This window comes from Enteractinococcus fodinae (genome assembly GCF_031458395.1).
Classification (GTDB): Bacteria; Actinomycetota; Actinomycetes; order Actinomycetales; family Micrococcaceae; genus Yaniella; species Yaniella fodinae.
Map to the genome: position 1 here is coordinate 164,817 of NZ_JAVDYJ010000001.1, position 19,869 is coordinate 184,685.

The 19,869-nt window shown below is 56.7% G+C and carries 19 protein-coding genes; 10 read left to right on the top strand and 9 right to left on the bottom strand.

The genetic code is table 11. From position 1 onward, the window contains the following. Window positions 1-15: 15 nt before the first annotated feature. Both J2S62_RS00755 and J2S62_RS00760 read right to left on the bottom strand, forming a co-directional pair. Window positions 16-1,380 carry a phenylacetate--CoA ligase family protein gene (locus J2S62_RS00755; protein ID WP_310170147.1) on the bottom strand — a complete coding sequence of 455 codons (1,365 nt, stop codon included), beginning with the start codon at window positions 1,378-1,380 and terminating at the stop codon, window positions 16-18. A gap of 39 nt (window positions 1,381-1,419) precedes the next feature. After that, on the bottom strand, window positions 1,420-1,899 hold the full coding sequence (locus J2S62_RS00760) for a hotdog fold thioesterase (protein ID WP_310170150.1): 480 nt from the start codon (window positions 1,897-1,899) through the stop codon (window positions 1,420-1,422). Between the two features lie 279 nt (window positions 1,900-2,178). Here J2S62_RS00760 and paaA point away from each other — a divergent pair, with 279 nt between their 5' ends. From paaA to J2S62_RS00800, 8 genes are all read left to right on the top strand, one after another. Beyond that, window positions 2,179-3,183, top strand: coding sequence for a 1,2-phenylacetyl-CoA epoxidase subunit PaaA (gene paaA / locus J2S62_RS00765; RefSeq protein WP_310170153.1), 1,005 nt, complete (start codon window positions 2,179-2,181; stop codon window positions 3,181-3,183). 4 nt (window positions 3,184-3,187) lie between these two features. Next, entirely contained in the window at window positions 3,188-3,487 is a 300-nt protein-coding gene (gene paaB / locus J2S62_RS00770; RefSeq protein WP_310170157.1) for a 1,2-phenylacetyl-CoA epoxidase subunit PaaB, read from the top strand. Further along, a complete protein-coding gene (gene paaC, locus J2S62_RS00775) occupies window positions 3,484-4,317 on the top strand; it encodes a 1,2-phenylacetyl-CoA epoxidase subunit PaaC (RefSeq protein ID WP_310170159.1) in 834 nt (277 codons plus the stop codon). Before paaB ends, paaC begins: the two co-directional genes overlap by 4 nt. Next, a complete protein-coding gene (paaD, locus tag J2S62_RS00780) occupies window positions 4,317-4,832 on the top strand; it encodes a 1,2-phenylacetyl-CoA epoxidase subunit PaaD (protein ID WP_310170161.1) in 516 nt (171 codons plus the stop codon). The genes paaC and paaD overlap by 1 nt, the downstream gene beginning before the upstream one ends. A 12-nt stretch (window positions 4,833-4,844) precedes the next feature. Next, the gene (gene paaE / locus J2S62_RS00785; protein ID WP_310170162.1) at window positions 4,845-6,002 is read left to right on the top strand and encodes a 1,2-phenylacetyl-CoA epoxidase subunit PaaE; all 1,158 of its coding nucleotides are present in this window, start codon (window positions 4,845-4,847) and stop codon (window positions 6,000-6,002) included. A 7-nt stretch (window positions 6,003-6,009) separates the two neighbouring features. Next, window positions 6,010-6,792, top strand: coding sequence for an enoyl-CoA hydratase/isomerase family protein (locus J2S62_RS00790; RefSeq protein WP_310170164.1), 783 nt, complete (start codon window positions 6,010-6,012; stop codon window positions 6,790-6,792). Window positions 6,793-6,919: 127 nt separating this feature from the next. After that, window positions 6,920-8,137, top strand: coding sequence for a thiolase family protein (locus J2S62_RS00795; RefSeq protein ID WP_310170166.1), 1,218 nt, complete (start codon window positions 6,920-6,922; stop codon window positions 8,135-8,137). 30 nt (window positions 8,138-8,167) lie between these two features. Then, complete coding sequence (locus tag J2S62_RS00800; RefSeq protein ID WP_310170168.1) at window positions 8,168-9,028, top strand: 3-hydroxyacyl-CoA dehydrogenase family protein; 861 nt, start codon at window positions 8,168-8,170, stop codon at window positions 9,026-9,028. 175 nt (window positions 9,029-9,203) lie between these two features. Here J2S62_RS00800 and J2S62_RS00805 read toward each other — a convergent pair whose 3' ends face one another. Continuing rightward, entirely contained in the window at window positions 9,204-10,808 is a 1,605-nt protein-coding gene (locus J2S62_RS00805; protein ID WP_310170170.1) for a nucleobase:cation symporter-2 family protein, read from the bottom strand. Between the two features lie 338 nt (window positions 10,809-11,146). Between J2S62_RS00805 and allB the strand changes: the two genes are divergently transcribed. Further along, on the top strand, window positions 11,147-12,490 hold the full coding sequence (gene allB, locus J2S62_RS00810) for an allantoinase AllB (RefSeq protein ID WP_310170172.1): 1,344 nt from the start codon (window positions 11,147-11,149) through the stop codon (window positions 12,488-12,490). Window positions 12,491-12,579: 89 nt separating this feature from the next. Here the strand turns inward: allB and J2S62_RS00815 are convergent, their stop codons facing one another. Genes J2S62_RS00815 through aceB form a run of 3 tightly spaced genes read right to left on the bottom strand, consistent with a single transcriptional unit; the run spans window position 12,580 to window position 16,325 of the window. Next, on the bottom strand, window positions 12,580-13,392 hold the full coding sequence (locus tag J2S62_RS00815; RefSeq protein WP_310170174.1) for a bifunctional allantoicase/(S)-ureidoglycine aminohydrolase: 813 nt from the start codon (window positions 13,390-13,392) through the stop codon (window positions 12,580-12,582). Between the two features lie 24 nt (window positions 13,393-13,416). Continuing rightward, window positions 13,417-14,703, bottom strand: a complete 1,287-nt coding sequence (locus J2S62_RS00820) for a DUF6986 family protein (RefSeq protein WP_310170176.1) — start codon at window positions 14,701-14,703, stop codon at window positions 13,417-13,419. Continuing rightward, a complete protein-coding gene (gene aceB / locus J2S62_RS00825) occupies window positions 14,703-16,325 on the bottom strand; it encodes a malate synthase A (protein WP_310170179.1) in 1,623 nt (540 codons plus the stop codon). Before aceB ends, J2S62_RS00820 begins: the two co-directional genes overlap by 1 nt. A gap of 456 nt (window positions 16,326-16,781) precedes the next feature. Here aceB and J2S62_RS00830 point away from each other — a divergent pair, with 456 nt between their 5' ends. After that, entirely contained in the window at window positions 16,782-17,576 is a 795-nt protein-coding gene (locus J2S62_RS00830; protein ID WP_310170180.1) for an IclR family transcriptional regulator, read from the top strand. A 174-nt stretch (window positions 17,577-17,750) separates the two neighbouring features. Here J2S62_RS00830 and pucL read toward each other — a convergent pair whose 3' ends face one another. The 3 genes from pucL to uraD form a co-directional block, all read right to left on the bottom strand. Then, window positions 17,751-18,671 (bottom strand): factor-independent urate hydroxylase, encoded by a 921-nt coding sequence (pucL, locus tag J2S62_RS00835; RefSeq protein WP_310170184.1) that lies wholly within the window; start codon window positions 18,669-18,671, stop codon window positions 17,751-17,753. 72 nt (window positions 18,672-18,743) lie between these two features. Then, on the bottom strand, window positions 18,744-19,070 hold the full coding sequence (uraH, locus tag J2S62_RS00840; protein WP_310170187.1) for a hydroxyisourate hydrolase: 327 nt from the start codon (window positions 19,068-19,070) through the stop codon (window positions 18,744-18,746). Further along, on the bottom strand, window positions 19,067-19,558 hold the full coding sequence (uraD, locus tag J2S62_RS00845; protein WP_310170191.1) for a 2-oxo-4-hydroxy-4-carboxy-5-ureidoimidazoline decarboxylase: 492 nt from the start codon (window positions 19,556-19,558) through the stop codon (window positions 19,067-19,069). The genes uraH and uraD overlap by 4 nt, the downstream gene beginning before the upstream one ends. Window positions 19,559-19,869 lie beyond the last annotated feature (311 nt).

The window sequence follows — 19,869 nt, forward strand, 5'->3', positions numbered from 1 at the left end:
GGCACGTAGGTTTCGTTAGTTGAGCTCGCGCAGATCGTAGATGCGACGGAGCTTCCCGGAAGAGCGCGCCAACGTATTTGGCTCGGCTATTTCGATCTTGCAAGAGCAGCCAATGCGAGTCTTAATCTGCGCCAATAGCTGTTTGCCGCCGAGTTCGGCGGCTTCACGGCTGGCGTTTTCGCGACGCTCAATCTTGATGGTCATCTCGTCCATCCGATTCGGACGTGTGATTTCCAGCGTGAAGTGCGGCGACAGTGTTTCGATCTCCAACGCAAGCTCTTCGATCTGGGTCGGGAACACGTTGACCCCGCGCAGGATGATCATGTCATCGGAGCGACCGGTGATCCGGTTGAGTCGACGGTGGCCCGGACGTGCGGTGCCGGGGGACAGGCTGGTCAGGTCGTGGGTGCGGAACCGGATGATCGGCAGTGCTTCACGGGTCAACGTGGTCAGCACCAGTTCGCCGGATTCGCCATCTTCCAAGACGTCGCCTGTGATCGGGTTGATGATTTCGGGGCGGAAGTGGTCTTCCCAAATGTGGCAGCCATCTTGGGTGTCAACGGCTTCACCGGCCAGGCCGGGGCCCATCAGTTCGGACAAACCGTAGATGTCGCAGGCTTTCAGATCGAAAATGCTTTCGATTTCCTGACGCATCCCCTCGGTCCATGGCTCAGCGCCCAGGACCGCAACCTTCAGCGAAGTCGTTTTCGGATCGATACCGGCCTTATGGAATCCATCGGCCAGGGTCAACAGGTAGGTCGGGGTGCACATGATGACCTCGGGTTCGAAGTCCATGATCATCTGCACCTGTTTCTCGGTCTGACCACCGGACATCGGGATAACGGGGCAGCCGAGGCGCTCTGCACCGTAGTGTGCGCCAAGCCCACCGGTGAACAGTCCATAGCCGTACGCGTTATGGACTTTCCAGCCGGGTTTGACACCGGACGCGCGCATTGAACGAGCGACCAGAGAGGCCCACAGCTCGATGTCGTTTTCAGTGTAGGCAACGACGGTCGGCTGGCCCGTGGTACCGGAAGACGCGTGAATACGACGAATGTCTTCCATCGGCACCGCCAGTGCCTTGAATGGATAGTTTTCGCGTAAGAATTCTTTGTCGATGTACGGGAAGAGGTTCAGATCCTCTAGCGACTTGAAATCGTTTGGGTGCACGCCATGGTTGTCGTAGAGCTCTTTATAGGCCGGCACGTTGTTGTATGCGTGATGCAGGGTCCAGCGCAGGCGTTCATATTGCAGGGCTTCGATTTCAGTACGACTGTAAAGTTCTTCGGAATCGAGTTGACTCCGGTCAGCTGGTGGAGCAGGTGGTGTCCATGGCTGTGGAACTTCGTTCGCTGGGGGTACAACGCTGTTGGTCGTCATGGTGTGTCCTTTACGTTTCTGTGTATCGCTGATGGGGTGCTATTGGTGCGGGTTCGGGATTGTCCGGTACCGACCTCGGAATTCGGCGACTACATTTTCTTTATCGTCATAGACAGTGATGTCACACAGGCCTGAGCGTCCCGTAGCGGCCCGAGTCGTGCCAACCGCAGTCAGCACAGTGCCAACTGTTGGGGACGACAGGAAGTTCACATCGACTCCCTGAGCCACGGTGATGGTTGAGCCATCGCCGTCGGGATTATTGCACGTCCAAGCGAAGATCGTGTCGGCAAAGGCAAAGATCATGCCACCGTGGGCGATCTCAAAACCATTGAGCATCTCTTCGCGCACCTGCATCTGCCCTTTGGCATAACCCGGTGCGTATTCCGTGACGGTCACGCCCAACCATTCGGAAGCTCTATCAAATCCCCACCGGGGATGGTCGTGCGGACCGAAGTGACCCTGCTGGATCCCTGCGGTCGTGCCAGGGGATGCACCGTTGGTGCCCAATGCCTGTGACATAGAATTCTCCGGATGTGAGCTATATAATTATCTACTGACCATTCATACGGTAATCATCAGTGTGATGTGCGTCAAATCCGGTGTCAAGTGGACTGTTGGAGGAGGTGTCGCTGAGCTAGTCGCGTGGCGCGCGCAGCGAGACCATGCGCTGCCCTATGAGCCGCTTCGTGAGTTGCGCACCTCACTCTTCTGTTCTATACTGACTGAACGTTCGGTAATTCAGGCGTAAGCCGCAGTTCCGAAAGACTTTCACTAACTATCCGTCGCGAGGTGTCACATATGTCTACAACGTCTATACACTCCGATGTCTCTCATTTAGACGATGAGCGGGCAGGCCAGGAACGGTTCGACCAGATTATCGCCGAGGACTCTCGAATCGAGCCCCGCGACTGGATGCCAGAGGGGTACCGCAAAACCCTCGTCCGGCAGATCTCCCAGCACGCGCACTCCGAGATCATCGGCATGCAGCCAGAGGCTAACTGGATCACGCGCGCTCCATCGCTGAAGCGCAAGATGATTCTCATGGCTAAAGTCCAGGACGAGGCCGGCCACGGTCTATACCTGTACTCAGCAGCCGAGACCCTTGGCACCTCGCGTGACAAGATGGTCCAGGACCTGCTCGATGGCAAAGCCAAATACTCCTCGATCTTCAACTACCCGACCCTTACCTGGGCCGATGTAGGCGCGATCGGTTGGCTCGTTGATGGTGCCGCCATTCAGAACCAGGTCCCGCTGTGCCGTGCCTCTTATGCGCCGTACGGACGTGCGATGGTTCGCGTCTGTAAAGAAGAATCCTTCCACCAGCGCCAAGGCTGGGAAATCCTGTACGAACTGTCCAACGGGACCCCAGAACAAAAAGCGATGGCCCAGGATGCGGTCAACCGGTTCTACGGTCCAGCACTGCAGATGTTTGGTCCACCAGATGATGACTCACCGAACTCCAAGCAATCCATGGCCTGGAACATCAAGCGTCACTCGAATGATGAACTGCGCCAGCGTTTCGTCGACATGATCGTGCCACAGGCCGAGGCACTGGGTCTGACCCTGCCGGATCCGGACCTGAAGTGGAACGAAGAACGCGGTCACTACGACTTCGGCGAGCTGGACTGGGATGAATTCATGTCCGTCATCAAGGGCAACGGCCCTTGTAACGTCCAGCGCCTTCAGCACCGTCGCGAAGCCCATGAAAATGGTGCGTGGGTGCGTGAAGCAGCCGCCGCATACGCAGAAAAACAAGCTCGTCGTAACCAAGACGCTGCTGATCGTCACCTGATTGGAGCCTAGAAACATGTCAGAACAAAACGTTGATGCCTCCTGGCCGCTGTACGAAGTATTCGTCCGCTCATCTCGCGGGCTATCCCACGTCCACGCCGGCTCGCTACATGCCCCGGATGACACGATGGCACTGCGCAACGCACGCGATCTCTACACCCGGCGCAACGAAGGTACCTCCGTGTGGGTCGTCCCAGCTGACTGCATCTCCAGCTCCGACCCAGATTCCAAGGGTGGGTTCTTTGAATCTTCCAAGGGCAAAGCCTTTCGTCACGCGACCTACTACACCAAATCCGAAGGAGTGAAGCACCTATGAGTTTCGCTTCAGCAGATTCCGCAACTCGCATCTCCGCCGGCGAGGCGATCACTCCAGAAGACATCATCGAAGCCGATGTCAAGGCCGATGAAGATGTCGCGACCTATGCACTGTATCTGGGCGACGACGCCCTGATGCTCGCACAGCGACTGGGGCACTGGATCTCTCGCGCCCCAGAGATGGAAGAAGACGTTGCCCTGGCGAATATCGCCCAAGACCAATTGGGCCACGCACGCTTCCTCTTGTCGTATGCAGGCACAGCCTGGGATAAGACCGAAGACGATCTGGCCTACTTCCGCGATGCCCCCGAGTTCCGCTCGGTCCGTTTAGTTGAACAACCCAACGGCGATTTCGGTCAGACCATCGCTCGTCAGCTGATCTTCGCGTGCTACCAGTACGAACTATTCTCGCGGCTATCTAACTCCAAGGACGAAACCCTGGCGGCTGTGGCAGCCAAGGCGTTCAAAGAAGTGATGTACCACCTGGACCACGCGGCCCAGTGGACCCTGCGTTTAGGCGATGGCACCGAAGAATCGCATCGCCGGATGCAAGAAGGCCTGTTCTACATGTGGCCATATGTCGAGGAACTGTTCCAGGACGATGATCTGCTGCGCGATCTGTCGGAACGCGGCATCGCCGTGTTGCCCTCCAGCCTGCGCGAGGCCTTCGATCAGCGCATCGCCCCGATCATTGAACAAGCAACCCTAGAGCTCCCAGATGTACGCGCTGCATTTGGGGGTAACCGTACCGGCAGGTACTCAGAGCATCGCGATCATATTTTGACCGAGATGCAAGTACTTGCTCGTCAATTCCCAGGAGCTAAGTGGTAATGACTATTTCAGCAGAGCTTCGACCCGTAGACCCAACAACCCAAGAATTGTGGGATGTCGTCAAGGTGGTACCGGACCCAGAAGTCCCGGTGTTGACCATTGAAGATCTCGGCATCCTGCGTGGTGTTGAACTGGCCGACGGCAAACCAGTGGTCACGATTACTCCGACCTACTCTGGTTGCCCCGCCATGGGTACGATTTCAGCCGACGTTACCGCGGCGCTTGAAAACGCTGGGTACGAAGACGCTGAAGTGAAACTCGTTCTGACACCAGCTTGGACCACCGACTGGATGTCCGACGAGGGCAAACGCAAACTGGAAGAATACGGCATCGCGCCGCCCACCGGTAAATCCGCTGTGAATAGCGGTCCGGTGATCGTGCCGATGGCGGTCAAATGCCCCCAGTGCCATTCCCTGAGTACTCGTGAAATCACCCGATTCGGTTCCACCGCGTGCAAGGCGTTATATACCTGCAACGACTGCCTCGAACCGTTTGACTACTTCAAAGTCCATTAAGGAACTCACTTCATGACTGAAACCTTGAAGGCACCCGCACGGAAGCGCGCACGGTTTAACGCCTTAAACGTGTCGGAGATTCGCCAACTGACCGATGAAGCCATCGAGGTGGCCTTCGAAATTCCCGAAGAGCTTCAAGATGACTACAACTATGTGCCCGGCCAGTACGTGGCCTTGCGTGCCACCATCGACGGCGAGGAAGTCCGCCGCTCGTATTCGATTTGTGCCGAGCCCGTTCCTGGTGAAATCCGGGTTGCCATCAAGAAAGACTTTGGCGGCCTGTTCTCCACCTGGGCACACGAAGAGCTGGCAGTTGGTGACACCATCAACGTGATGAACCCGCAGGGTTCCTTCACCTCGAAGATGCACAGCACCGCGCTAAACGACCCAGAGGCGATTGCCGAAGAGCACGCGAGGCAGGGTGGGCACTTCGTGGCCATAGCTGCCGGATCTGGGATCACCCCGATCATGTCGATCGTTTCAACCCTGTTGAAGTCCACCGAGGACGCCACGTTTGATCTGGTCTATGCCAACCGGTCGGCCATGGACGTGATGTTCGCCGAAGAACTCGGCGACCTGAAAGACAAATACCCCACGCGCTTGTCGATTCACCACGTGCTGTCCCGTGAGCAGCGGATCTCGCCGCTCATGTCAGGACGGATTGACGAAGAGAAACTCGATGAGCTGTTCGCTAACATCATTCCGGTCGAAAACACCGTCGAATGGTTCCTGTGCGGGCCCTTCGAACTGGTTCAGATGACCCGCGATAAGCTCAAAGAGCGCGGCGTGCAAGAAGACGCCGTCCGGTACGAGCTGTTCACCACCGGTGACCCAACCGAACCACGGGGCCACCGCGGACGTCCCGTTGCCGTGGACCCCAAAGGCGAAAACCGCACGATCGAGTTCTCCCTGGATGGGCTGTCATCCTCCGTCGAAACCCCCGTGGCCGCCAACGAATCTGTGCTCAACGCGGCACTACGGGTCCGTCCCGATACGCCATTTGCGTGTGCCGGTGGTGTGTGTGGCACCTGTCGCGCCAAGGTCGTGACCGGTACGTTCGAGATGGATGAAAACTACGCGCTGGAAGCCGATGAAGTTGAAGCCGGCTATGTACTGACCTGTCAGACTCGCCCGACATCCGAGAAGCTCACCGTCGACTACGATGCTTAGGACCGCCATGATTGAACTGAACATTGACAACAATATTGCCGAAGTCACGCTCAACGCGCCGCAGAAGATGAACGCACTGGATGAGGCCGCAATCAGCGATCTCTCCAAGGCCTACACCGAAGCGGCAGATGCCGGTGTCCGTGCCCTGTTATTGCGCGGCGAAGGCCGTGGCTTCTGCGCCGGCCGAGACATCTCGAATGTCGATCCCGCTGACGATGACGCCTACGAATACCTGGGCAAACTTGTTACTCCGGTCCTGCGACAAATGGCCGACTTCCCGGCCCCGACCTTCGCCGCGGTCCAAGGCGCCTGCCTGGGTGTCGGGTTGGGCCTGGCCATCGCCACCGACGTCGTGTACGTTGCCGATGACGCTAAAATTGGCTCACCATTTGCCAACCTCGGCGCGACACTCGATTCAGGGGGTCACGCCCTCTTCACTGAACGACTCGGTGCCCACCGCACCCTCGATCTTATTTACACCGCCGATCTGATGTCGGGCAAAGAAGCCGTACAACAAGGACTCTTCTCCCGCTCCCTACCCAAAGAAGAGCTGCTGGAGTTCACCCGCGACAAGGTCGCCAAAGCGGCCCAGGGCGCAACCGGAGCGTTCCTGGCCTCACGTGACCTCGTGGCGCAAATCCGGGATCAGCGCATCGGGCTGTGGGAATCGGTCGAACAAGAGAACATTGCCCAGGGCAAGCTGTGCGCAACCGCTGACTATGCGGAAGGGTTCGCTGCATTCCAAGAAAAGCGCAAACCAGAATTCAGCGGCGAACTGCTGGCCAAATAGTACGGGGATGATCGCCTCCAACATCCCTTAAATCACAAGCTGGCTGTTGTCCTAGGACGGCAGCCAGCTTGTGGTGTGCCAAGACCTCACCCAATCAACATTTTTCCTAGTTCTTTCAAGGAGCCTCGTGGTAGCAGAAGCATTTTTAGTCTCGGGTAAGCGCACTCCGGTGGGCCGACACAGCGGCGCGCTGAGCTCAGTTCGGCCAGATGACATGGCAGCCCTGACCATCAAAGCCGTCCTCGAAGACACCGGGATCGACCCGGCCGATGTCGATGAAGTCCTGCTGGGCAACGCCAACGGTGCCGGCGAAGAAAACCGCAACGTCGCACGCATGGCATGGCTCTTGGCCGGCGGCGACCAATCTGTACCCGCGATGACCATCAACCGGCTGTGCGCCTCGGGGATGTCCGCTATTGAAACCGCATCACGCATGGTCGCCACCGGAGATGCCGACATCGTCATCGCCGGCGGTGTCGAATCCATGTCGCGTGCTCCATGGGTCTTAGAAAAACCAACTCGCGCATTCGGCCAGCCTGGTCAAATGTTTGACTCTGCGCTGGGCTGGCGCTTCGTCAACCCCCGGTTCGAACACGGTGATCTGTCGCGTAACGGCAAGATGACCTACTCGATGACCGAAACTGCCCAAGAAGTCGCCAACGTCGACGGCATCACCCGCGAAGAAGCTGACGAATTCGCGGTGAACTCCCAGGCCAAAGCGGTCGCGGCCCAAGAAGCCGGTTGCTTCGATGCCGAAATCGTGCCAGTAGAAATCAAAGACCGCAAAGGCAACGTCACCGTTGTCTCTCAAGACGAGGGCCCGCGTCCGGGTACCACCGTCGAATCACTGGCGAAACTGCGTCCGGTCACCGGACTGGGGGACGTCGTCACCGCCGGGAACTCCTCGAGCCTCAACGACGGAGCATCAGCCATCGTTGTTGCCTCCCAGGCGGCCATCGATAAGTACAACCTCACCCCGCGGGCACGCATTGTTGCCGGTGGGTCGGCTGGGCTCGCCCCAGAAGTCATGGGTCTAGGGCCGGTCTCAGCAACCGAAAAGGTGCTGGCCAAAGCCGGCTGGTCCGTGGATGATCTGGATGCGGCCGAAATCAACGAAGCTTTTGCCACCCAGTCGTTGGCATCGATTCGTCGTCTCGGTCTGAACCCTGACATCGTCAACACCTGGGGCGGGGCTATTGCCCTGGGCCACCCACTGGGCTCTTCGGGTGCGCGCATCGTGATCACCCTGCTGTCCCGTATGGAAGCCGAGCAGCAATCCCGTGGTCTGGCTACTATGTGTATCGGTGTCGGTCAGGGTTCGGCCATGCTGGTCGAACGCGTCTAAGTACACCACCACATATTTCTTAGGAGCAACATGGCAGACACTAGCCTCCCATCAACTGTTGGCGTGCTCGGCGGGGGTCGTATGGGCGCCGGTATTGCCCACGCGTTTCTCACCTCGGGCTCACAGGTCGTTGTCGTAGAACGCGATACCGAATCAGCGACCGCAGCCCGCGACCGCATCCTGCGCGACGTCTCAGGCTCGGTCGAGCGCGGCAAAGTCGACGGCACCGTAGACGAGCTCGCCGCCAACCTGTCGGTCACGACCGATCACGGCGACTTCGCCACCGCCGGTCTGGTCATTGAAGCGGTACCCGAAGACTTTGACTTGAAAGTCTCATCGCTACAGGCCGTCGAATCGCATTTGGGCGACGATGCCTACCTGGCGACCAACACATCATCGATGTCGGTCAACGGGTTGGCAGAACAGCTGCAACGTCCGCAGCAGTTTTGCGGTCTGCACTTCTTCAACCCGGTGCCAGCGTCGAAACTCGTCGAGGTGATCATCGGTGAACAGACCTCCGACCAGCTCAAAGCCCTGGCAGCACAGTGGGTTGAAGGTATTGGCAAAACTGCGGTGACCATCAACGATGCTCCAGGATTCGCTTCGTCGCGGCTCGGGGTGGCCCTTGGACTGGAAGCCATCCGGATGGTCGAAGAAGGCGTGGCTTCTGCCGAGGACATCGACAACGCGATGACCCTGGGCTATAAGCACCCGATCGGCCCGCTGGCATTGACCGACATTGTCGGGCTGGATGTCCGCTTGGGCGTCGCTGAGTATCTGACCGATAAACTCGGACCTCGCTTCGAGCCTCCACAATTGATGCGCGACATGGTCGAGCGCGGCGAGCTAGGCCGCAAGTCGGGTAAGGGTTTCTACACCTACGACGACTAAAGGGGCACACCTACCTGTTCAGGGCATGGTTTCGGTTGAGACACTGAGACCATGCCCTGAAAGTTTTAGAGCATTTTTCTGGAGAAACGACAAGCTACCCGTCCGCGATACCGCCGCCTGCCAAGATCCCGGTTTCGGTAAGTTGAAGACCGGGATCTTGTGGCTTCAAGGTTGTTTACTTACGAGGTGGGCTCTGATCTTTATCTGACGAAGCTGTCGGCTGCTCTTCGAGAACGACTTTCACTAATTCTTGGGTGGAGGTGACTTCACCGTGTTCAATGCGCTCTCGGATTTCATCAACCTTCTCATCGGGTACCACGGGGACCTCTTCGCCGTCGCAGTCCACGAGTTTGCCATCAATGAAGACGTCACCGTCTTCCAAGTCTTCCAATTGGGTTTTCGTCAGAAATCTGATCGGTTTGGCCGCAAATACCGAGGGGTCTGGGGAGTTACCGATCTTGAGCTCATTGAAGACGATATTGAGAATGACAGCCACAATAGCAGCCGATGAGATACCTGATTCGAAGATGGTTTCTATCCAAGAAGGGAAGCCGCTGTAGAACTCTGGTTGCACCACGGGGATCATGCCGAAGGCTAGCGCCGAGGCAACAATGATGAGATTCATATTGCCTTCGTACTTAACGGTTGATAGGTTCCGAATACCCGAGGCGGCTACTGTGCCAAACAAGACGATGCCTGCACCACCGAGAACCGGCATTGGGATGGCTGCCACGATTTGGCCCAACCACGGGATGAGTCCTAGAGCGACCATGATGCCGCCGCCAGCGGTTACGACCCAGCGCGACTTCACGCCCGATAGAGCGACGAGCCCAACGTTTTGTGCGAAAGCCGATTGCGTGAACGAACCAAAAACCGGTGCGATGGCTGACGAGAGCATATCTGCGCGGAGCCCATCGGCGATACGCCGCGAGTCGACGGGGCTCCCAATGATCTCTCCCACCGCGATAATGTCTGCGGTAGTTTCGGTCTTGATGACCAAGATGACGATCACCATTGAAATAATGGCTGCAAGATCAAAGGTGGGTAGGCCAAACTCGAAGATGAGCGGAAACGAGATCGGCGACCCGGATCCGACCTGGCTGAAATCAGCCTGGCCGAGCAAGGAAGCGATGATCGTCCCGACAAAAAGGCCCAGTAAGATCGACAGCCGGGACAGTGCTGCAACGCCGACCTTCGAGAAAATCATAATAATGACGAAGGTCATCACGGCCAAGCCAATATTCATCGTTGACCCGTAACCTTCAGCTTCTGCGTTGCCACCCATAGCCCAGTTGGCAGCAACGGGGAACAGTGTTAGCCCGATGGCGGTAATAACCGTACCGGTCACGACCGGTGGAAAGAACCGAATAATCTTGGCGAAGAACGGGGCAATCAGAAACCCGATAATGCTGGCAACTATGATCGCGCCGAAGACGTCTGTTAGGGAGCCGTTGCCTGACAGGATGGCAAGCATGGTGGCGACCGCAGCAAATGAGACGCCCTGCACGAGCGGGAGACGAGACCCTAAGAACGGTAGCCCTGCCGACTGCAACACGGTCGCGAGCCCACCGACAAATAAACTCGCGGTCACGAGCGTGGCGATTTGGTCAGCGGAGAGGCCTGCTGCATTTCCGATGATGAGGGGTACCGCGAGGATGCCACCGTACATCGTCAGGATGTGTTGTAAGCCAAAGGCCACCGTCTTGCCGAACGGGAGTTTCTCATTTTCTGGCGCGTTCGGATTGCGGACGTAGTCGGGTTTTAGTAAGCGAGATTTCAAGGCGTCCCTATTCTCTGGGAGTGAGATGAGTTTTCACAGCGTGAAATTGTGGTTTCAAGGAGTATCCATAACAGTAAGCCAGTTCACGTACGGGCTGTCAAGTAGATCTCAGTAATGTTTGACATAGATCACAATGATCCGATGAGGAGATTCACGAAGCGAAAAATAAATTTCACGATCTGAAATCATAAGTAATGATGGCTGGGACATTTGCGACCCCTCTAATGTCAGGCCCCAAGGTATTAATGTCCCAAGCCATGCTGTTATTAGAGTCTGTTGGTGAGCAGATTGGTGCTACTTTAGTTACAACTTAGGGCAATTAGAAAGTGAGGGTCGGGATGACGCAACCCGATTTTGATGTGGTATTTCGAGCCCCCCAGGCTCTGTTCCAAGGACGTATCGCAGCATTAGAAGTTGCAGTGCGTGATGAGAAGATCGAGGTGATTGAGCCGCTGGGTGCTGGTCTGGGCGCTTCCAAAGTCATCGAAGTGCCAGAACAGCAGATCCTCATGCCCGGACTGGTCGATACCCACGTGCACGTCAACGAACCGGGCCGCACAGAGTGGGAAGGGTTCGAAACCGCTACCAAGGCCGCTGCAGCAGGTGGCGTCACGACCCTCATCGACATGCCACTGAACTCCGTACCCTCGACCGTCAATGTTGATGCCCTGCAGCAGAAACAACAGGCCGCACAAGGGCAGCTCTATATTGATACGGGGTTCTGGGGTGGCGCAATTCCCGATAACATCCATGATCTGAAACCGCTGCATGATGCAGGGGTTTTCGGTTTTAAATGTTTCCTCGAGCATTCAGGCGTTGATGAGTTCCCACATCTTGAACCCGAGGAGATGCGGACCCATATGGCAGAGATCGCGACGTTCGACGGTGTGATGATCATCCATGCAGAAGACGCGCATACATTGGAACACACCCGTAGTCGAGGCGTCAGCGGCGGCCCCAAGTACATCGATTTCTTGGCTTCACGACCTCGAGAGGCCGAGAAAGCTGCAATCCGATCCATCATCGAGGGCGTCCGTGACACTGGCGTCCGCGCCCATATTCTGCACCTGTCGGACGCTGACAGTCTAGAACTTATCGCAGGGGCAAAGGCTGAAGGACTACCCCTTACCGTGGAAACGTGTCCGCACTATCTGACGTTGTTGAGCGAAGAAATCGGCGATGGCAAGACTGCTTTCAAATGCGCACCACCCATCCGTGAAGCTGAGAATCGGGATCGACTGTGGCAGGGCCTGCAAGACGGCACGATCGATATCATTGTGTCAGATCACTCGCCGTCGACACTTGAACTCAAAGAGCACGGGGAGGGCAATTTCGACACGGCCTGGGGCGGCATCTCTTCGTTGCAATTAGGCCTGTCGGTCATCTGGACCGAAGCAGTGCAGCGCGGTTTTGAGTTGGCTCAAGTCGTCTCATGGATGGGGTCCACGCCAGCGGAGATCGCGCGCGTACCCTCCAAAGGTCGTATAGCGGTTGGTTACGATGCTGATCTCGTCATCTTTGATCCGAAGGCGACATGGACCGTCGACGCTGGCGCACTGTATCACCGCAACCCAATTACCCCATATGAGGGGCGAGAACTCACTGGAAAAGTGATCTCCACTTGGCTGCGCGGTAAGCACGTAGAGAACTCAGAGGGGAAGGGACGGTTCATTCGTCCTTAAACAGCGTGGGCTTCGGCGACCATGAGTGGTCGCCGAAGCCCAGTGCCGTGAAATCATCGTGCTATGCAGCTAGCAGAGTCCTTCGTGCTCTAGAGCATAACCTGACGGTTTACGTCCTTGTATAACAGGTAGCGGAAGTTCGAAGGGCCGCCCGCATAGCAGGCTTGCGGACAAAACGCCCGCAGCGAGAAGTAATCGCCCTCTTGAACTTCTACCCAGTCGGTATTCAACCGGTAGACGGCTTTACCTTCCAGGATGTAAATCCCATGTTCCATGACATGCGTTTCGGCAAACGGAATGACCGCGCCGGGTTCGAACGTGACGATGTTGACGTGCATGTCATATGCGAGATCATCAGGATCCAGTAACCGTGTTGTACGCCAAGCATTATTAGTTCCAGGCATACCGGAAGGTTCTAGGTCCTGCTCGTTGCCAAACTGTGCGGTGGGAACATGGCCAGCGAGCGGTTCGTAGCGCTTGCGGATCCAGTTGAACCGCGCCGGCGCATCTCCGGTAGCTCGTATACGCCACTGCTCTCCAGCCGGTAAATAGGCGAAACCGCCCGGTGTGAGCTCATGCGTTTCACCCTGGTAGGTAACCTCGAGGGTTCCTTCCATGAGGAAAATGAGTCCTTGGACTTCCGGTTGTGGTTCGGGGTGATCCGAGCCGCCACCAGGTTCGACTTCAACCAGCAGTTGTGCAAAGGTCGTCGCTCCGCCACTGACTGGCCGGTTCAGTATCCATGATCGGGTACCTTCCCATTCTGGCAGTACTGAGGTCACGATGTCTCGTAAAACCCCTCGCGGTATGACCGTATATGCTTCGGTAACCACCGCCCGATCCGTCAGGAGGTCGGTTTGTGGGGGATGGCCACCGTGGGGCGCATAATACGATGCGGTCATGAAAATGTTTCTCCTTGAGCTGTTCTAATTGTTCGCCGACATCTGGGGTGTCAAGCCGGTGGCGGCCAGGGTAAGCAATACGTCCTCGCTGATGCCAAGCCGCTGTTGGATTTCTGCAGGGTTGGCTGCGCCACACGAGGTACTTCGCACAATATAGCGCGCCAAGGCTTTGGCCGTTGCCGGTTCATCCATGATCGAGCCCGACTCGACCCGAACATATCGTCCGAGCCGATCCACCGCAGACTCGAGCGAGCGGTTGAAAAAATCAAACGTTGCGATGAACCGCGTTGGCAACTGCGCTGCGTGCAGATCCCAGCCCTGGTAAATACCACGACGAAGATGGCGTGCCACGAGGCGAGCATGCAGCCCCCAGGCCTCACGGACTTCCTGTGGGTTACCCAGCGGCAGAATGTTGGTTGATCCGTCGGATAGGTGTACCCCGGTGCCCGCGACTGCCGTGAGCATCACGTTTTTGGCAAAGTCAGCAGCCGGGTGGTCCATCGCCTGGTAGGCGGCGGCGATCCCTAAGGAAGCCGAGTAATCATAGGTCCCATAATGTAGGGATGTGATGCGCCCTTCTCCGGCATGGATCACGCGGGAGACCTCAGCTTGGCCCTCGGCCCCCACGATAAGCTGCGGTGTTTCGACCTGCACTTCATAGCGCAGTTGCCTCTCATCGAGCCCGAGTCCAGACTCCAGCGCGGACGCGACATCGTTCATCGCCTTGACCTGGTCGACCGTCGTTACCTTCGGCAACGTCAACACGGTTGATTCCGGTAGCGAACCTATTTCGTCGACGAGGGTCGAAAGATAGAGATCTAAGGTGCGCAGACCGCGAGCTCGCACATCGGATTCCATGCATTTGAAACGAATCCCGATAAATGGTGGAGCGATGCCGTCACGCAGACTCTGAGCGACACCCTTCGCCGCCTGAATTGCGTGCTGATCCTCTTCGGCATCTGATCGACGCCCATAGCCGTCTTCGAAATCGATGCGCAGATCTTCGATGGGTTCATTGGTGAGCTTGCGTTCGACAAGATCAGCCAGACGTTCGACGTATTGGGCATCGTCAGCACGTTGATCAAGGACCTGCGTCACCACGTCGATCATAGAGCCCTGTTGCTGCACCGCTTCAAGGGCTTGCTGGCCCCATCGTGCGACCACGTCAGGCGTGAACTGATCGGCCGGCGTGTAGACCGTGTGGACGGCTTGGCGCCGACCGTCATCACCTGGGTACCGCTGGGACAGCAGCTCATCTGTGCGGGCGAGCTGCTGATCCACTTGGTCGAGGAGCCGTTGATCTAGCGTCACTAGTCGATCACCTCGTAGGCAGGAATGGTGAGGAAGGTAACGAAATCTTCTTCGCGGCCGGAGGTCATCTGCTTGACGATGTCAGCAGCCGGTTGGTAGTAGCGTTCGAAGCGTTCATCGTCGTTGACTTCCTCGCGCAGGCGGGCGACCTCTTCTTCAAGGATGGTCGCGACTCGCTCTGCTGTGATAACTTCACCGGTGTCTGCTGCGGTGACCTGATTGGCGATTTGTTGCCAAATCTGGGAGCGTGAAATTTCTGCGGTTGCAGCGTCTTCCATCAGGTTGTGGATTGCTACAGCCCCGCTTCCACCGAGCCAGGCCGCAATGTAAGCCACTGCGACATACAGGTTGTCACGCACTCCTGCCTCGGTCACCTGCCCTGGAGCGGACGACACATCCAGCAGATCTTCAGCGGTGACATTGACATCGTCCCGTTGCCGGTCCAGCTGATTTGGTTTATCGCCGAGGACTTTGGTGAATTCCTCAACGCAGATTTCCACGAGGTCTGGGTGTGCGACCCATGAGCCGTCAAAGCCGTCTTCTGCTTCACGCTTCTTATCGGCATGCACCTTCTCGAAGGCGTTCTTTGTGGTTTCTGGCTCGCGACGGTTCGGGATGAACGCTGCCATACCGCCAATCGCAAACGCGCCGCGGCGGTGACAGGTTTTGACCAGTAGGTCGGTGTAGGCGCGCATCATCGGTGCGGTCATCGACACATCGGCACGGTCGGGCAGAATGAATTTTTCGCCGGCTTCACGGAAAGTTTTGATAATCGAGAACAGGTAGTCCCAGCGACCAGCGTTCAGTCCGGCGGCGTGATCGCGCAATTCGTACAAGATCTCGTCCATCTGGAAAGCGGCCGGAATGGTTTCGATCAACACAGTCGCTCGCACAATACCGTGCTCGAGGCCGAGTTCAGCCTCGGCGAAGGTAAAGATGTCATTCCACAGCCGCGCCTCGAGGTAAGACTCAAGCTTCGGCAGGTAGTAGAACGGGCCTTCGCCGTTGGTATGCAGCAGTGCTGCGTTGTGGAAGAAGTGCAGACCGAAATCGACCAGGGCTCCGATGGCACGTTCACCGTTGACTTCGATGTTCTTTTCGCTCAGGTGCCAGCCGCGTGGACGTACCACGACGGTTGCTAGTTCTCCGTCTTCGCGGAGGCTATAGGACTTACCATCGGGAGAGGTGAAGGACAGCTGGCGACGAGCCGCGTCGTAGAGGTTCAGCTGGGATTCCAGGACGTTGCTCCAGAACGGTGCCGAAGCATCTTCAAGGTCAGCCAGCCAGACTTTGGCCCCGGAATTCAGTGCGTTAATTGCCATTTTCGCTGGGGCAACGGGACCAGTTATTTCGACGCGACGGTCGCGGAACTTCTCCGGTGCCGGGGCGACTTGCCACTCGGATTCGCGGACCTCACGGGTTTCGGGTAAGAAGTCCATACCGCCCGCTTTAGCCGCTTCCTCACGTGCGGTCACGCGAGCTTCGAGTAGCTCCTCTCGCGTGGCCGCGAAGCGCTGGTGGAGTTTTTCAAGGAAGTTCAGTGCCTCTGCAGTGAGGATTTCTTCGGCGCCAGGTAAGTCACGGCGTCCGACGACTTTGATGGTTGCAGTTTCTGTAGTCATAGGTATGCACTCCTGTGGTGTAGTGGGGTCGGTCGTGAAGAAAAGACTAGGCGTCGGTGGTGCTATGGGTTCCTGTATTTAGTAAGTCACGGAAGGATCCGGGGAACGCCAGCACGTTATGAATTCGAGTTGAAGATTCCGATCGGCCGGTTGCGGCCATTGCAGGAGCTGCAAGGTCTGGGACGACTTCTGGTTGCGGATCCGACCTCGCGGTGAAACTCGCCGACGGGGAGGGTGGCACGATGAGTGAATAACCAGGGCTCGGTGCAACCGTGAACACTCCTCATGAAAGGCTCAGCGAATTCCGTATAATGGAAATCCATGTTTACTCTGTGGAATATAGTATTCCTGATCACATTCATTTCGGCAAGTGGAAGTCTTTTTCCAAATTCCAAGGTAACGTGTCATACATCACTACAGCGCGGATGGCACGAGCGGTAAGCAAGGATAGGTATCATGATCGACACGCAGCAGAAAAACACCCCGACCTCGCCAAAGTCTGCAAAGGCAGGTGTGCAGTCTGTTGAGCGGGCGTTTAAGCTGCTGGGTCTCATTGCTGATGCCGGTGGGCAGGCTACACTCAGCGAACTGGCTGAGCGAGCTGATCTGCCCATGCCAACGATTCACCGTCTCTTGCGTACACTGGTAAATTTAGGTTGCGCTAGGCAATTGCAGGATCGCGGGTATGCGCTCGGGCCGACGCTGATGCGTTTGGGAGATCTTGCCGGTCAGCAGATTGGCGACATTGTTCGTCCGCATCTTCGAGGGTTAGTGGCCTCCTTAGGCGAGACAGCAAACATTGCCGTGCTCGACGGTGACATGATGGTCTACGCTGCCCAGGTGCCTTCGGAGCACTCTATGAGAATGTTCACCGAGGTCGGTCGTCGGGTCCATCTTTCGGCCACGGGTGTCGGCAAAGCCGTTCTGCCAAACCTTGAAGAAGCACGTGTCGCACAAATTATCCACTCCACCGGTATGCCGCGACTGACAGAGAAGTCCATCACGGATTTTGGGGAACTCAAAGCAGAACTGGAACGCATTCGCGAGCGCGGTTATGCCATCGATGAGGAGGAGCAAGAGCTTGGGGTCCGGTGTTTTGCCGTCAATATTGATGGTGCCCCAACCCCAATGGCCGTCTCGGTCTCGGGCCCCACAAGCCGACTCGATGATGAATTTGCGGAGCGAGCTGTGCCCCTGTTGCAAGCGGCTGCCCGAGACATCAGCGCGGACCTTAATCGCGTCGAGCTTTGAGCTGGTTATCGCCCTGTAGTGCGCCTTCATGGCGGCCTGGGAAAGGAAAATGCCGCGAAGCCATGGCTGAGCTAGAAGAGCTTCGGTAATACCACCAAAAACCCGGTGGGGCTCGATCCCCAGTGAGATCGAAGCCCCACCGGCATACGTTGTCGTATTTACCGCTGGGACGATCTAGCAGAAGCCTGCAATACCGATCCAATCACGTTCATCAAGTTCGACATCAGCCCGTGCAACCGTTGCTTCGATGAGGCCGTAGGGACGATCCGCCGCATGGAAGACTTCATTGGGGTTGTCGATATCGAAGCGCTCGAGGTCGTAGAGGAAGTGGTGCTTATTGGGGCACGAGAACTTGATTTCATCGATTTCGGGAACCGAGGCGATGACTTTTTCTGCCATCTGATACAGCGTGTGCTGCAGCGCGTAAGAGTAGTGATCGGTGAAGGTCTCTAAAATGATCTCTTTCACGCGCTTGTACGTAGCATCGTAATCGATATCTGTCGTGTTGTAGCGCCAGCGGGTGGCGATATCAGTCGCCAGGATACGGTCTTCGGTTTCAGGCAGTGTCGTGTACTTATCTTTCGGGTAGCCCACGAAGCCTGAAGCAGTCGTCTTGAGGACGGTCAGATCGTAAAACCCGGAGATCACAATGTCGCGGTCACCGTTGCGCATTACAACAGCCGTACGAATTTCTGGCGCAGACTTATAGAATGAGTGGTCGTGGTCATTGATCCGTGACCACCCGTATTCTTCGGCAGCCCACCGGCCGCCGGTCACCCAGTCGAAATTACTGGTGAAGTGATCTGCAAGCCCCAGAAGGAACTGTTCCGGTGACTCAATGCCGTTTTCCTTGGCCTTGGCAAATACGGTGTTTTTCTGGGTATCAGTCGCTACGACGTGTTCGTTATCACCTTCAGTGTGGGCAAGTTCAAAGTCGCCGCGCAACTGAGAGGTAACGTTCAGATCCCGGATGCTATGGCGTGCACTATCGCGATACACACGCACCACATGGTTTTCGGCTTTCCCGTACTGATTAGCGGCGAGGCGAACAGTGCCGGATCCTGCCTGTTTTGTCTCCGCTGTATTGCTGGTCATTGCATGATCTCCTAAATGGTTCCGTTAAATCCTTGCGGCAACCGCTGACGGAATCTCCGGTCAACTCCTGGGTCAGCTGCCGCGGTAGGTGGAATACGCGAACGGACTCAACAGCAACGGAACGTGATAGTGCTTCTGCCCGGCATCGACTTTGAAATCGATGGTGATAGACGGATAGAACGTCTCAACGTTCCGGCTGGCGAAATAGTCGCCGGTTCCAAAGGTAATCCGGTAAATTCCGGACGCCAGGGTTTCAGGGCCCAAATCGGGCACACGACCGTCATCATTGGTGACAGCCTGGGCAATCTCGACACCATCGCTGTGCTGCAAGGAAATATGCACACCTGCAGCAGGGGTGCCAAGGGAGGCATCTAGCACATGGGCGGTAACAAAACTCATGAAAACAATCCTTCTAACCGAAGTCGTGCGATTTGATTAAGCTGCTCTGCGGTTTCGGCCACTTCATCTTCGGGTGAGTTCTGGAGACGTCGGCGTAGCTCTGCGAGAATTTCCTGGGAGCTACGACCTGCCGCCCGGATGAGAAAGACCTGGTCGAATCGCTTCTCGTACTCAGCGTTTCCTTGCTTTAGTTGAGCTTGGGTATCGTCGTCGATACCTAAACCGGCCTGTTCACGTCGGGAGAGCGTCGCTTCTTCCGTCTCACCTTCGGCTCGTTCGCCGATGCGAGGGTGATGAGCCAGTGCCTGGTTCACTTCAGATGGTGTTAACTTCTTACCGGACTGTTCGGCACGATCAAGGAGCTCGTTTACGTCGGTGTAGGGCCGACCTTGGACGATATCGTCCATCCAGCGTGGGACGTCGAGACACGGCCTAACCAGCTTTTCAGCCTCGGCTGGCGAGAGCTCATTAAAAGTCTGCACATCCACGCGAGATATCCTCCACCATGTGAAATCTGTATTCCATGTCGCGTAGTACAGTGAACTGCTTCACGCGAGGAAAGTCAAGAGGAAGCGCCGAGCGTCGTAAGCAGAAGCTTGCCACAAGTGATTGACAGCACATTTGGGGTATTCTAGCTTGAGCATTAGCAATCGACAGGAAGCGGGAACAGCCACCTCCGCCATCTTCCTCCGGTGGAGAGTTCTTGCGTGAGGCGGTGGCTTCGTCAATCCGACAGGACCACTGACAATAGTAGAAATAGATTGGACTTGTAGATGAGCGCGCGTACGACAGAAAGAGA

Coding starts and splice junctions, on each gene's coding strand:
- J2S62_RS00755 (WP_310170147.1), bottom strand. CDS start 1,380: ATGACGACCAACAGCGTTGTACCCCCAGCGAACGAAGTTCCACAGCCA.
- J2S62_RS00760 (WP_310170150.1), bottom strand. CDS start 1,899: ATGTCACAGGCATTGGGCACCAACGGTGCATCCCCTGGCACGACCGCA.
- paaA (WP_310170153.1), top strand. CDS start 2,179: ATGTCTACAACGTCTATACACTCCGATGTCTCTCATTTAGACGATGAG.
- paaB (WP_310170157.1), top strand. CDS start 3,188: ATGTCAGAACAAAACGTTGATGCCTCCTGGCCGCTGTACGAAGTATTC.
- paaC (WP_310170159.1), top strand. CDS start 3,484: ATGAGTTTCGCTTCAGCAGATTCCGCAACTCGCATCTCCGCCGGCGAG.
- paaD (WP_310170161.1), top strand. CDS start 4,317: ATGACTATTTCAGCAGAGCTTCGACCCGTAGACCCAACAACCCAAGAA.
- paaE (WP_310170162.1), top strand. CDS start 4,845: ATGACTGAAACCTTGAAGGCACCCGCACGGAAGCGCGCACGGTTTAAC.
- J2S62_RS00790 (WP_310170164.1), top strand. CDS start 6,010: ATGATTGAACTGAACATTGACAACAATATTGCCGAAGTCACGCTCAAC.
- J2S62_RS00800 (WP_310170168.1), top strand. CDS start 8,168: ATGGCAGACACTAGCCTCCCATCAACTGTTGGCGTGCTCGGCGGGGGT.
- allB (WP_310170172.1), top strand. CDS start 11,147: ATGACGCAACCCGATTTTGATGTGGTATTTCGAGCCCCCCAGGCTCTG.
- J2S62_RS00815 (WP_310170174.1), bottom strand. CDS start 13,392: ATGACCGCATCGTATTATGCGCCCCACGGTGGCCATCCCCCACAAACC.
- aceB (WP_310170179.1), bottom strand. CDS start 16,325: ATGACTACAGAAACTGCAACCATCAAAGTCGTCGGACGCCGTGACTTA.
- J2S62_RS00830 (WP_310170180.1), top strand. CDS start 16,782: ATGATCGACACGCAGCAGAAAAACACCCCGACCTCGCCAAAGTCTGCA.
- pucL (WP_310170184.1), bottom strand. CDS start 18,671: ATGACCAGCAATACAGCGGAGACAAAACAGGCAGGATCCGGCACTGTT.
- uraH (WP_310170187.1), bottom strand. CDS start 19,070: ATGAGTTTTGTTACCGCCCATGTGCTAGATGCCTCCCTTGGCACCCCT.